9 protein-coding genes are annotated in these 14,346 nt (G+C 40.8%); 4 read left to right on the forward strand and 5 right to left on the reverse strand.

From position 1 onward, the window contains the following. Positions 1 to 33 precede the first annotated feature (33 nt). The 3 genes from B4B65_RS12835 (at position 34) to B4B65_RS12845 (ending at position 3,928) form a co-directional block, all read left to right on the forward strand. On the forward strand, positions 34 to 426 hold the full coding sequence (locus tag B4B65_RS12835) for a hypothetical protein (protein ID WP_293915991.1): 393 nt from the start codon (positions 34 to 36) through the stop codon (positions 424 to 426). A 213-nt stretch (positions 427 to 639) separates the two neighbouring features. After that, entirely contained in the window at positions 640 to 2,781 is a 2,142-nt protein-coding gene (locus tag B4B65_RS12840; protein WP_293915992.1) for a TonB-dependent siderophore receptor, read from the forward strand. A 1-nt stretch (position 2,782) separates the two neighbouring features. After that, entirely contained in the window at positions 2,783 to 3,928 is a 1,146-nt protein-coding gene (locus B4B65_RS12845) for a PepSY-associated TM helix domain-containing protein (RefSeq protein ID WP_293915993.1), read from the forward strand. A 62-nt stretch (positions 3,929 to 3,990) separates the two neighbouring features. Here B4B65_RS12845 and B4B65_RS12850 read toward each other — a convergent pair whose 3' ends face one another. The 4 genes from B4B65_RS12850 to B4B65_RS12865 are packed head-to-tail and all read right to left on the reverse strand — an operon-like array spanning position 3,991 to position 11,521. Next, positions 3,991 to 5,868, reverse strand: a complete 1,878-nt coding sequence (locus tag B4B65_RS12850; RefSeq protein WP_293915994.1) for an alkaline phosphatase — start codon at positions 5,866 to 5,868, stop codon at positions 3,991 to 3,993. Positions 5,869 to 5,907: 39 nt separating this feature from the next. Then, a complete protein-coding gene (locus tag B4B65_RS12855; protein WP_293915995.1) occupies positions 5,908 to 7,440 on the reverse strand; it encodes a RagB/SusD family nutrient uptake outer membrane protein in 1,533 nt (510 codons plus the stop codon). Between the two features lie 13 nt (positions 7,441 to 7,453). After that, complete coding sequence (locus B4B65_RS12860; protein ID WP_293915996.1) at positions 7,454 to 10,549, reverse strand: SusC/RagA family TonB-linked outer membrane protein; 3,096 nt, start codon at positions 10,547 to 10,549, stop codon at positions 7,454 to 7,456. 15 nt (positions 10,550 to 10,564) lie between these two features. Further along, entirely contained in the window at positions 10,565 to 11,521 is a 957-nt protein-coding gene (locus B4B65_RS12865) for a phosphatidylinositol-specific phospholipase C (RefSeq protein ID WP_293915997.1), read from the reverse strand. A 512-nt stretch (positions 11,522 to 12,033) separates the two neighbouring features. On the opposite strand from B4B65_RS12865, the gene B4B65_RS12870 reads away from it, so the two are divergent. Next, positions 12,034 to 12,735, forward strand: coding sequence for a TIGR00730 family Rossman fold protein (locus tag B4B65_RS12870; RefSeq protein WP_201679418.1), 702 nt, complete (start codon positions 12,034 to 12,036; stop codon positions 12,733 to 12,735). Between the two features lie 64 nt (positions 12,736 to 12,799). Here B4B65_RS12870 and B4B65_RS12875 read toward each other — a convergent pair whose 3' ends face one another. After that, a complete protein-coding gene (locus B4B65_RS12875) occupies positions 12,800 to 14,344 on the reverse strand; it encodes a hypothetical protein (protein WP_293915998.1) in 1,545 nt (514 codons plus the stop codon). Positions 14,345 to 14,346: the final 2 nt, after the last annotated feature.

Below are 14,346 nucleotides of genomic sequence, written 5' to 3' on the forward strand. Positions count from 1 at the left end.
GGAAATATTTTTTGTTATACCTTTGCAGCGCGCATGAAAAAAGAAAGATTAAAACTCATTCCCATCATACTGGCACTGGTTGTATTGTTACAACCCTTCAGTAGAATGGCGATGTTTATTTCTTTCAAAATAAATCAGGATTATATCTCCAGAGTTCTCTGTGAAAACAAAGATAAACCCGAACTGAGTTGTCACGGACAATGTGTTTTGATGAAAAAAATCAAAAAACTCGAGGAGAAAGAGCATAATCAGGATATGCAGATTATCAAACAGTTAAATGAACTCATCTATACACAGATCACATTTGACTGGTCACCTGCTCCCCTTATTATACCCGCAGCAGATACAAAACAGTATATAACCGACACACAGCATATGTCTTCTGCATATGCCCTTTCGCTTTTCAAGCCTCCCCGTATATCGTAATTCTTTATTATTCATGATTCCGGGCTACATATGCCCCGGTTGCACCACTGTCATTATTCAGGATACTATTTTATCCATAGTATACGGCAGTGTTACCAAATGTAAATATATGTAGCTAAATATCTTATACAGATATCGGATCATGCCTCTTTTCGCACATACTGCCCTGAAGCAGAAACAGTTGCAGTATTATTATTACATTACGATATCACCATGTCTAACTCTACTTTATCAATACTTTTCGCTATCCTGATCTATTCAGGTAGTCAGACCAACGTTGTACACGCACAATCTACAGACACTATCCGAAGACTAGAAGAAGTCGTCATTAATACAGAACATAAAAAGTATAAAACTGACACCGTCACTGCCGTCACCCGCACACAGACACCTCTGTTGCTGACTCCTCAGTCTATTCAGGTTATCAGCCAGCAGACTATTCTGGATCTGCAGGCATCGACCCTCAATGAACTGTCTTCTGTCATGACAGGAGTCAAAGCCAATAGTGGAATGGGTTCTTTCAGTATGCGTGGATTCACAGGCTATTATCCTTTCGGATCCGGTTTTATTACCTTTAACGGCGTACGTGGTAATCTTTATTTATGGAGTCAGCAGCCTTTGTTGTATAATGTGCAACAGGTAGAGGTGCTGCGCGGGCCTGCAGCAGTTCTTTTCAGTGAAGGTGCACCGGGAGGTGTCATCAACTTTACAACTAAAAAACCACTGCCAGCTAAACAATTACAGTTGACGGCTTCATATGGCAGCTGGGATTCCAAACGGTTCTCGGCAGATATGACAGGACCACTGAGCAAAGATCGCAAATGGTTGTACAGAGCAATAGCCGGATATGATCAGGGAAATAGCTTCCGCGATTATCAGGATGTGCGCAACCTGTTACTGGCTCCTTCGCTTACATATCTTATTGATGACAAAAGCAAACTGGACCTGGAAGTCAATTATGCTTACGCTAAAACTGTGCAGCAATATGACAGAGGGACCTATGTATATACCCGTCCGGACGGCAGTTTTGACTTTAATTATTATCCAAAAAACCTGACGATACAAAGTCCAAGCGATTATGGCAAAACGCATAACACTTCAGTTACGCTGACCTACGAAAACAAATTATCTAAAGACCTCAAATTATCAGTCATACAACGTTATATCAGGAGCAAATTTGATTATACAGATCACATTGTAAGCGGTATCATCCGCAATGATTCCATCAGCAGAGGCTACCAGGACTGGCTATATGATCAATACAACTGGCAGACTACGGGCTTTCTGGAATACAAAATCAAAACAGGAGTTTTGCAGCATCAGGTATTAGGAGGTATAGATTATAATAATTATGGCTGGTACAAGAATGATTACAGAAATTCAGCAGCGACACGTATCAGTATTTTTAATCCGGATTATAGTCTCGATCCTCCCGCAGCTAATCCTGAAAAAGATTATTATGATGACAACAAACAGCGTATCAGCTTAATTGGCTCGTATATACAGGATCAGATCAGTTATAAAAATTTAACACTCTTATTATCTATGCGATATGATTCTTATGACTTAGTCCGAACTCCCCTTTCAGCACGTGACAGTGAACAGGGAAATCAATCCAAGACAAGTGCATGGATACCCCGGGCAGGTTTGGTCTATGCTATACAAAAAAACCTTACTGTCTACGGAAGTTATACCAAATCCTTCACTCCTCAGAACTCTAATAGTGTCAAAAACGGAGGTCCGTTTCCCCCGCGTATCGCCACACAATATGAGATCGGAGCTAAAAGCTCCGTCTGGCAGGATCGTATTTCCCTTATGTTAGCTGCTTACAACATAGACTATACGAATATCCTTGCAGCTGCACCTACTGATGATAACCCTAATCATCAGGTTGCCATAGACGGGACACGAAGTAAAGGAATTGAAGCTACAGTGCAGGGAAGCATTCAGAATTTCAGTATTATCGCCGGGTATGCATATAATGACCATGTACTCACTGCAGATAATACACTTGGAACAAAAGGAAGTCGTTTTCAGAATGCACCAAAGCATCTGGCCAATCTATGGTTAAAGTATAATGTACCATCTGGTATGGCGAAAGGTCTGGGAGTCGGTGTAGGTGGCCGCTACATGAGTGATCAGCTGGGATTTCAGTCTAATCCCAAATTTATAATTCCTTCCTCTAAGGTGTATGATGCGATGATCAATTATGACAGAAACAACTGGGGGCTACAACTCAACTTTTACAACATCAGCAATGAACGGTATTTTATAGGCGGAAACTCGAGAACTGTAACTGCTTCCCTTGGGAATCCGTTTAATTTCAGAATCGGCATGAACTATACCATCAGATAATATGGCATCTTCCACTAACATATGGAGACAGTTATTCCGGTTGCATAGCATCGCCGGATTGGTTACAGGGGTCTTTTTGCTCCTGTTGGGTATCAGCGGATCTGCTTTGGTATTTATGGAGGAGATAGATACAGCACTTAATCACGACATCCTCCGTATAGAAAAAAAAGAACAAAGACTCCCTTTGAATAAGCTGTATAGTATTGCCACCTCACAATATCCTCATCTGGGAGGAATCGGATGGACCAATCCTGAAGCGCCATCAGATGAAGCATGTAACTTCAGGTTATACCTTAATGATGGCAAAGTCTACACCTATGATCTCGCTATTCTGACAGTCAATCCTTATACGGGTGCATTGATCAGATCAGGCCGGTACGATGATCTTCATTCCGGTATTATGCAATGGCTGTTTCAGTTTCACTTTTCCTTTCATCTGGGTATGCCGGGAGCATTACTCACCGCCATCCTGGGTATCACCATGCTTATTTCCTGTATTACAGGACTGATTGTATACAGGAAACAGCTCTGGAAAGTGATTACATTCCGGGTAAAAATCAACTGGAAAAATCGCAGGCGGCTCACTTCAGATCTGCACCGTATTATTGGTGTATGGGCATTAATACTTAATCTTATTATTTTCTTTACCGGATTCTGGATGAATCTGTTTGCCTTTCAACCCGAAAGCTGGAAGAAAAAGATGATAGAAAATCCGTTACATAGCAGCGGATTCTTGCCTATGGATGATCTGCTGCAGATTGCGAAAAACGCCATGCCTCAATTAGCAATAGAACATATCTATATGCCTGCACAGGAAGGGCAATTGTTCAGAGTCAGCGGTTCACTTCCCGGTGACAGCAAATTATTTGGAAACAGTTCATTAGCTATCAATCCGTTAACAGGGAGTATCGAAAGAAAAACTATACAACAGGAATTGTCATTTTCGAAAAAGCTGGAAGCGGCTATACAGCCATTACATGTGGGATCATATGGTGGCTATCCTATCAAGATTTTATATATTCTCATCGGATTGACTCCCGGAGTATTATCCGTTACCGGATATTTACTCTATCTGAAACGAACAAAAGGAAAAGGAAAGAAAGAAGCTGCAACTGTAGCTGAACAAACAAAAAGGCGCTGTCGTTAAATAGACAGCACCTTTTCTATAGGCGGTTTATATCGTTTATCCGAAAAAACGGATCAACACTTCTACTTTATGGCCTGTAATATGCGGTGAAAAATTTCAGTATTTTCATAATAGCCTGTAAATCTATCTGATCCCGGACCATATATAAATACCGGAACCGGAATACTGGTGTGGTCATTACTGCTGAAATGTCCGCGTGCATAGCCGTTTTTCTCATCACTATCTAGCAAAGTCAGTCCCCCGGTTTCATGATCTGCAGTAACGATGACCAGCGTATGTCCATCCTGATCTGCATAGCGCAGAGCCTCACCTACAGCCTGATCAAAATCCAATGTTTCCGTAATGACATACGGGAGGTCATTTGCATGTCCGCCATAATCAATCTGTGCTCCTTCAGCCATAATAAAAAATCGTTCATGCTGTTTGTCCAATATACTTAAACTCTCTTTCAGAAGTTCCTTTAATACCGCAGGACGTCCGTCCTTAACGGGTTTGGTGTATGCTGCATCCAGAAATACAATCTGTTTTTTACTGTCTTTTGCCAATTGTGCTGTATGCCCATAGGTGATACCTTTTTGCTGCATAGCTGTACGATAGTGTGTAGCCTCATCATCTTTGAACCATCCGGGGGTCCCCCCGGCCAGTATATCAAATGAGGCTTCCAATGCCTGTTTTGCTATGGCGCGGGAGGAATCCCGCTCTGCAGCATGTGCATAGAATACAGCAGGTGTGGCATCCGTCAGGTCACCTGTAGATAATATAGCAGATCCCCAGCCCATTTTATAAAGACTGTCTGCCAGACTTGTCATCGGATTTCCTTCTGCATCTACAGCTATACTTCGGTTATTTGTTTTATGGCCTGTAGCGATAGCTGAACCTCCGGCTGCCGAATCTGTATTGTCCGAATTGGCTGCTTCTGTACGTGAAAGGCCTATTTTACGCATTGCGGACATATGTAGAGCTCCGTAGTTGGCTGCCATTGCGGCTTTCACCTGAGCTAATCCCATTCCATCACCGATCAGGAGAATCACTTTCCGGATATCACGGTCAGTCCCGTCACTCTGATAGGTCGGTGTATATAGGCTTTGTGGGTTTGCCTGACTAAACTGCTCATACGGTAGACGATCGATAAATCGGGCCAAAGCACCCGGTTGATCTGTATTGATCCAATAGACACCTAACTTATGGAGTTCCTGCCAGGTATTGGGGCTGTCATGGTTTCCCCAAAATCGAAAAGGAATATGTTGTTGTTCAGCAACAGCTATGGCCGCTTTGATCTTGGCTTTATCTGCCGGCACCGGAGTACCTTTTCCGTTCCAGTTGGTATATGCTTTGAGGTCGGCGCTCAACATCGCAATCCGCTTCCATTGATCTGCTGTATAAGATTGTCCTACCAGTCCATCAAAAGATATCCATTGCGGATATTTTTTAAAATCAGATGGTACAGGACGATCCCCGCTGATTACAATTCTTATGGCACCCGGATTTTTACTCCTATCTGCCAGTTCGGGACGTGAAGACAGCAATCTGATCAGCGCATCCAGTACAGTTACATGATCTTCTTTGATATCAATCATCAGTTGTAGCTTTTTACGCCCATCTTTAAACACATGTCCCCCATTCTCTTTCATCACTTTAGTTATAGGCGACAAATAAACAGATTCCAGCGTCTTATCTTTTTTGATTTCACTCTTATCATGTGCAACATACAAGACACCGTCTCTCAAAAACACATCAGCTTCAATAGATTCCATTCCGGCATAGTATGCTTTGTAAAATGGTATATCCTGCTCATAGTCATTGTGACTGTGCCCTTTGATCTTCAGGTCTGAAGTGACTGAAGCTCCTTTAAACATCAGGCTATCCAGCAGATTGCTCTGCTGCTGCCCGAAACTATAAAGGTGCGTTAACATTAACGCACCCCATATGAATATTTTCACTGTTTTTATTATCATTCTTTTTTACTTTAGAGCCGTTTTCTACCAGCCTTCATTTTGTTTGATCACTCCTCTGCTGTTGTCAATCTCACGCTGAGGTACCAGCCATACATGGTGTATCTTAGGATCAAATTTTCTTGCTGCCCAGATTACTTTACCTTTTGAATCATGCAAAGCTTTTGCATAGGTAGCTGCTGCATCTCCCCAACGAATCAGATCACGGTGACGGTCAGCAAATTCTCCGGCCAGTTCACAACGACGTTGATTTTTCAATTCCGTCATGTCAAGACCCGTTTTTGGAGTCAGACCTGCACGTCTGCGAATCATATTGAGCTGTGTATCTCCTGCTCCGCTTCCTCTCAGATTTAGAGCAGCTTCTGCCTTGATCAGCAGAATCTCCGCATACCTCATTAAAGGAACATTGAGCGAAGTTGAATTGTGGTCACCATTGGGGCTCACATATGTACCTATCGGATTGGCATGAGAGAACGGCTCCATATATTTATTAAACTGATAATCGGATAATGCTGCACTTGGAGGTGCGAAAGTGGTTTCTACACCGAAATACATAAATTTATCACCTGGCTTCAGGATCGTAGCTTCTCTGCGGACATCTCCTGTCTCATATGCATCATACAATTCTTTTGTCGGAAGATAATAACCCCAGCCATTGTATTTTCCCCAGCCACCGTTGGTCAGCATTACGCCTGGCAGAATACTACCCCATCCGTCTGGTCCTGCAGCGCTGCTCGTCACAGACCAGATGTATTCTGTACCATAGTTACGTGCAGTAGTGAATACATCCTTATAGTTATCCTCTAATCTTCTTTTTCCAAAATTAATAACGGAATCTGCATAAAGCTCTGCATTTGCATAATCTTTCATATACAGATAGGTTTTGGACAAATAACCCCATGCCGCTACTTTATGTGCTCTGCCCTGATCAGCAGCAGCATAGGTATCAAAGAAGGGAAGTAAATCTGCTGCTTTCTTAAACTGATTAATAGCGTGCTTATAGTTTTCAGTAATATTAGCCGCACGGGGTACCGCTTCCGTATGATCCATATTATCCACTGTCACGATAGGTACTCCCATCCGGTCATCACCGTAATTGGCAGCCAGTTCATAATTCATCACTGCACTGTTGAAGTAAGCTTCACCAAGTACGCGGTTTTTAACTGCTGCACTCATCTGAATGGCAGGAACGTACCGGATAATATCATTTGCACGTTTGATAATAATAAAACGATCTACCCAATTGTTTTCGGTGTAGGATCCGCCGATATAGGCACGGCTAAAGTTTTTCATATTATCCGCCTGCGCATTTGCTCTCCCGGTTACCATATCATCACTCGCATTGATAAACCAAAACAATCCCCTGCCGTAGAATGATTCAGACTGATCGTATAAGGCATACAGCGCATTACTGGCACTGATCGCATCTGCCTCTGTTTTCCAGAAATTGGCTTTTGTAGGCGCACCTTCAGGTACAATATCAAGTTGTTTATTACAAGCCGTGAATAAGGATACTGCCGAAAGACCGAGCAGCATTGTTTTCTTTATATTATTTTGCATGTGTTTGTTTCAATTAAAAGCCAATATTCAATCCAAAAATGAAAGATCTTGCCTGCGGATATCGCCCGGAATCCATTCCATAGCTATCCATACCTACTTCCGGATCAAATCCAGTGTATTTGGTCAGCGTAAATACATTATTACCTGTGGCATACAGACGTACATTTTTCAGTTTCATACGTTCGGATAATGCCGCTGGAAGTGTATAGCCTAGTGTAAGGTTTTTCAAACGCACGTAAGAGCCGTTTTCTACATAAAAATCAGATGTTTCATAGAAATTACGGTTCTCATCACGTAAGGAGACACGCGGAAGTTCATTGCTGCGATTTTCAGGAGTCCACGCATCCAAAACACCTTCCAGCATATTATATTGCTGTCCCACACCAGCGTTCAGTGTACTGAATTTCATCGCATTGAAGAGTTTATTACCTTGCACTCCCTGGAAAAACATATTCAGATCAAAGCCTTTGTAAGATGCATTAAAATTGATACCGTAAGAAAATGTAGGATAAGCATTGCCGACAAAAACACGGTCTTGTGCGTCTATTTTTCCGTCACCGTTAGCATCTTTGAAACGGAAATCTCCGGGCTTAGCATTCGGCTGAATCAAACCTCCACTACCGTTCGTGTGAGCTTTCACTTCTTCATCAGACTGGAAGATTCCATCTGTCTCTACCACTTTATAGGAATAAAGAGACTCGCCTACCTGAAGGACAACCGGATTTAACATCTGACGGAAACTGATAGGTAAAGCCTGTGTCTGCACTCCTCCTGCTAAAGATTTTATTTCATTTTTAACAGAAGTGATACTTCCTCCAAAACCATACTGAAACTCACCCTCTGCTTTAGATTGGTACTGGATTCCAAGTTCTATCCCTTTATCCTGCACACTTCCGCCATTTACAATCTGATTTTTCAATCCTGTAGTTCCCGGCAACGGAAGTTCCATAATCATATTATTGGTATTCTTGATAAAATAATCCGCGATAAAAGAAAGGCGGTTATTCATCAGCCCCAGGTCTAATCCGATATTCGTTTGTTCAGATTCAGCCCAGGTCAGATCAGTGCTGGCTCTTTTTGTTTCAGCCAGATAGGTAACACGTGTGGGCGTATTTCCCATAAAAATCTGTGAACGGCTCAGCAATGGATTTACAGCAAAGGGATCCAGACTTCCCAGATTACCCAATACCCCGTAACTACCTCTTAATTTCAGTTCGGATAGCCAGTTTACATCCTGCAGAAAGTTTTCTTTTTTAAGTGACCATGCCGCTGCTACAGATCCGTAATTTTGAAATCTGTTTTGCGGAGCCACCAATGAACTGCCATCTCTCCGGCCAGTCAGGGAAAGCATATACTTTTGTTTGTAATTATAATTCACACGTCCCAGATAAGACAATAATGTCGAGGCTTCAAAGCCATCCAATGGAGCGAGAGTTTCACTTGCATTGACCAGATAACGCATTTCCGGAGCTTCACTCACAAATCCCTGCCCCGTGATCTCATTAAAGCGGGACGTGATTTTCTGATAATTGAATCCGGCTAAAGCGTCCAGGTGGTGATCCCCTTTATCCAATGAATAGGTCAGGATCTGTTCGGCAAGAATATCGCTGGAGCGTTTATCATTGAGAGTAAGTTTATTGGAGTTTGATGGTTTTCCGATTTCAGGAACACGGGTAGTGAATTGCTTAAAGTTATTGAAACCTTGTGTCATACTAAAGTTCGACCTGAATTTCAAGCCTTTAGCCAGCTTTAGTTCTACATATGGATTCACTACAAAATTGTAAGTTGGATTATCGATATCCAGACGCTTCAGATAAGCTACAGGATTGATAATATCTCCGTATGCTCCAGGTCCGTAAGGTAGTGGAAGTCCGGAAAAAGCTCCGTTCTCATCGTATACCGGCACATTTGAAGGATAATAGATGGCTGAGATCAGCGCTCCCGTATAACCGTCTCCGGTAGCTGCCCCATTCCCGTTGTCGTAGTTCAGATAAAGATTCTCCCCGATCGTCAACCAGGGTTTGATCTCATGCTTGGCATTGATACGGATATTATAACGTTCATTGTAGGTATTGAGCAGTATACCCTCTCCTTTGCGGTAATTGAAACTCGAATATATCGTTGAATGTTCATTTCCTCCATCCAGAGAAACATTATAATCCTGAATGTAGCCATTTTGCATGACTTCATCTATCCAGTTGGTACGGGTAATTTGCCCGTCCGGGTACTTCTCTGCATTGAAAGCATCATTACGGTTTACACCGGCATTATCTGCAGCCAGATTAGACACCTGCGCCCGTTGTACAGCATCTAGTGGTTTTGGTTTTTTCCATGCAGACTGAAATCCTTGTTTAGCATCGACATTGATACTTACCGGTGCTTTGCGTCCCGATTTTGTTGTTACCAGTATCACCCCACCCGAAGCACGTGCACCATAAATAGAAGCTGATGCATCTTTCAGTACAGATATAGATTCAATATCATTAGGATTCAGCATAGGCACTCCGGAATATATGGATCCGTCAATGACATACAGAGGCTCTTCTCCGTTGATACCACCAAGTCCTCTGATATTGACACGGGGTTTTGCGGTGGGATCTCCACCCTCATTTGTCACGACTACACCGGGTGCTTTACCCTGCAATACATCCCCCAGATTGTTCATGGAGCGCGAACTGGCTCTGTCTAGTCCTACACTGGCAACAGAACCCGTCACTGTACTGCGGCTTTGCTTACCGTATCCGACAACTACAACTTCAGACAGCGTCTGACTATCTTCCTGTAATGTTATATTGTACTGCAGACGTTCATCTACTGTAATGATTTGAGTCAGAAATCCTATACTGCTTATTTTTAGCTGATCGCCGACCTTTGCACTCAGCTCGAAAGCTCCCTGCTGATCTGTCTGTACAGCTTTGCCGGACTTTTCTAATTGTACAGATACACCGGAAAGCGGCAATCCGTCAACACCTTTGACAATTCCTTTCAGAGGTCGCTGGTCATAGCGGATAACGGCATTCCCAAATCCGGATATGCCTGCATAGCTTGGGGTGCTTACACCCACATGGCAAAACAGCATTGCTGCCAGCCATACATAGTTTTTCTTCATGTATATGATATTGTTTTAAAAATTGGTATTGAAAATACTTTTAGCCAGATCCGCATAAATAAAATCCGTAATGATAACACCGAAACGGCCGGTTGTCTGCTGATTGAAATAGTTTAATAATTTGGGATTTATCTCATTGGATACGGATGGAATATTGGGGATGACCCACAATTTTTTCTGATATCCGCTGGAAAAATTCAAGAACAATGTTCCGGAAGCTGCATCCGCATTCTTACTTGTATTTAATAAAGTATTGATGGCATTCCATTTATCTGTATTATTACCCACCTGATAGGCATCCTGAACCTGTACAGTAGATTCCGGATTTTGGATGATAAACGACGTATTGTCAGACCAGCCGTTATAAGCCTGAATACCTAGTGTCTGTGCACTGGTAAATCTTCTTAACAACACGATCTTACCTCTTGCCTGCTGCAAAGAAGGGATAGTTGCATCTAGTCTGAATAATCCTGAATACGTATCGGTGTACTTCATAAAACGTTGCTCGAAAGTCATCGAATTACCACTAGGTGTATGCTCTTCCTTTACACTCATGATGATCGTTTCTGAAGGGTGTGCCTGTAAAAAGCTTTTACAGGATTGCAACACATCATCAAAATTGAGATGCTGATATACAGGTCCGTGATGGATAGCAAAGTTGTTATCTACAAAACGGCAACGTACATCCAGAAAACGAACTCCGGCATTCAGCTGTTCTGCAAGGGTCAGATTCTGTGTCTTTGCTGTACCCGAAACTGGCTCATAGCGTGCGCCGGCATCGTGTGTCCCCGGAATACTCAGCGAGGAAAGTTTACGTTCTCCCGGTATAAAGCTCATCCAGTTTGTACCTTCCGGCAACGCCTGATCTGCAGTTGCAGACTGTTGGGAAAGCTGTAGCTTTTCAATCTCCGAAGAATTACAGGAAGTAAAGACAACCAGTAAAAGTAACATGTAGTTGAAGTAGAGTTTCATATGCATAAAATTTGATTTTCAATTGTCATATGGAATATCCAAACTATATTCATTTGTATTTGTACACTCTGTACTACATGGATATTTCATATGCACACGAATATTTAATAGTTTATGGATTAATATGTACTGAAAACTGTCGTCAGCTCTGATCGTAAGTGTGATGGATTTCGCCAATTGTCAGAAATTAACATTAGAGACACTGCTAAATCGATATTTCACGCAGCAAACTTAGTTTTCACATATTAACTATATATTACAGTATCTTTAAGAAAAGATGGTGCTATTGTTAAATTAATGTAAATCAGAAAACAGAAAATATAGTACTGAATTCTAGTAAAAGGTATCTGGCTGTAAATAGATTCTCCTGCGGCTTTTCGTTCTGTAATTCTAAATTTTTCTGCATCCATAAAAACTATGACAGCATAATTATTTTTGATTTTAGAAAAAATGTATATCTTGTAAGAGTCATCCTCAGGAGATGGCTATAATTTTTTAAACAGTATTTAAATATGAAGGAAGATAAAATCTTACGTGCGTTCGAGAACAAAACATGGCAGGAGATAAAGGTGAAAGACTCGTGGCAGATCTTTAAGATCATGTCGGAATTTGTCGATGGTTTTGAAAAGCTAGCTAAAATAGGTCCTTGTGTATCCATTTTCGGATCTGCCAGAACTCCAAGAGAACATAAATATTATCAAATGGCTGTCGATATTGGCAAGCTATTGACAGAAAGAGGTTACGGTGTTATTTCGGGGGGCGGTCCCGGTATTATGGAAGCAGCTAATAAAGGGGCCTATGAAGCGGGAGGAAAATCCGTAGGTCTGAATATAGAGCTTCCTTTTGAGCAATTCCACAATAAGTATATTGACAGGGATAAGCTACTGGAATTTAATTACTTCTTTGTTCGAAAAGTCATGTTTATGAAATACTCTCAGGGATATATTGTGATGCCGGGAGGATTCGGAACGATGGACGAACTGTTTGAAGCTATTACGCTGATTCAGACCGGAAAAATTGCCCGTTTCCCTATTGTTTTGGTTGGCAGCGAATATTGGGGCGGATTAATTGACTGGATTCAGAATACCATGTTAGGAAATGCCTATATCAGTGAAGAAGATCTGAAACTGTATCGTGTGGTCGATAGTGCAGAAGATGCAGCAGAACATATTTTCAGATTCTACGATAAATATCTGCTAAAACCGAATTTTTAGAGATCAATCAAATATCTATTCCATACAACAGCCCGTCAGAAATTCTGACGGGCTGTTGTATGGATTAACTCCTTATAACTTGATCATTTGCTTTGACCTTGAATGTTTTAACGATTTTGGTACGTGGAGATCCGTCATTTGGAACAACATCAAATGTAATTCTTAAAAAAAAATCTTTCATTAAATAATTTGAATCCCAAGGAGAAGGTGAAGCTGGTTGAGGGGTATATCCATTTGGACTCCAACCTACATGACCAACATTAATTCTATAATGATTAGAAAATTCATAGTTTAGTGAATACTCCAGTATTGAGGCATTATTTGATACACGTTTAATTAGATTTTGATTTAAATTTTCAATTCTTGCTCCATCAATATTTGTATTTATAATATCAGGATTAAATACAATATTATATGAATTTTGAACTAACTTATAATCAATAGGATTAAAGATAGAAAATCTTTCATCTCTCTCATTAGGTTCAGCTCTTTCAGTATACCATTCTTCTTGAGAAATAGCATTAATTAAAGGTGTATTATCTAAAGTAAAAATACCAAGTACTTTATTGTAAATTGGTAATAATCCCATTTGAGTACCTGAATTACTCGCTCCTGGAGGAAGAAGTATTGGTGAAGCAATAAGGTAACTATCATTAGTTGTTCCTGTAAAAGAATAATTAGCTGAAGTCTTTAAATTAATTACTTGTGAATTACTGACCGAAGACTTCCCGAAAATCGCATTTAATATTTTACCTGCAGCTGCATTAAGACTCCCAGTTCCAAGTGCTACAATAAAATCATTGACAAAATCACTTTTAATATTCAGATCATTTTTTAGCTGATCTACCATTCCATTATTTATAGTCTCCAGACTGCCATTTATCGCTTTATTAAGTATATTTTCAGGTCCAGCGACATTTTGACTCATAGTTCCTTTTACTGTGCCATTTGATGTTCCATTTAATGATATCTGTGAGATATTAACAGAGTTAACATCCCACTGTAATAAACTATTCTGTCCAGAAATATTCCTCTGTGATGGTACATAGTTTATTTCAAATTCACCACCATACCAGCAACCAGTAGAACTAGTTCTGTATGATTGAACTTGTGATATTTCTTTTACATTATTAGCCAGAGAAACTATTTCTGATGTTCCGTAATTTAATATTGATGTTGCTTGATTATCCTTTAATTTCAAACTATGCGACACATGAGCACTTGGAGTAGGACTGATAGGATCTAAATAAAAAAATGCTCTTAGCACTCCCCTATACTTATTATAAAGGATAAAAAATTTAGGATTGATAACTTCCGTTTTGCTAAAGGAATTATAAACAAGTTCCCATCCATCCAATTTGAACCTATCTTCAATAAATGAAGCAGGGAACGCAATATTCGCACCGGAAGCCCAAGGAGAGAGAATTGTAGATTGTCCTGTAGGTGTTGGCATTCGTTCTGCACTTTCCCAATCAAAATAATTTGATATGTTAGCTGTTAGTGTTTGTTGTAAAGATAATTTATCTGTATTCTGCTCAACAGGAATAATATCCTTTTTGCTACACGATAAAAAAAACAAACAAATTAATAGAAAACCATAATTTTTCATAA

This window comes from Sphingobacterium sp. UBA5789, from assembly GCF_002418355.1.
GTDB lineage: Bacteria > Bacteroidota > Bacteroidia > Sphingobacteriales > Sphingobacteriaceae > Sphingobacterium.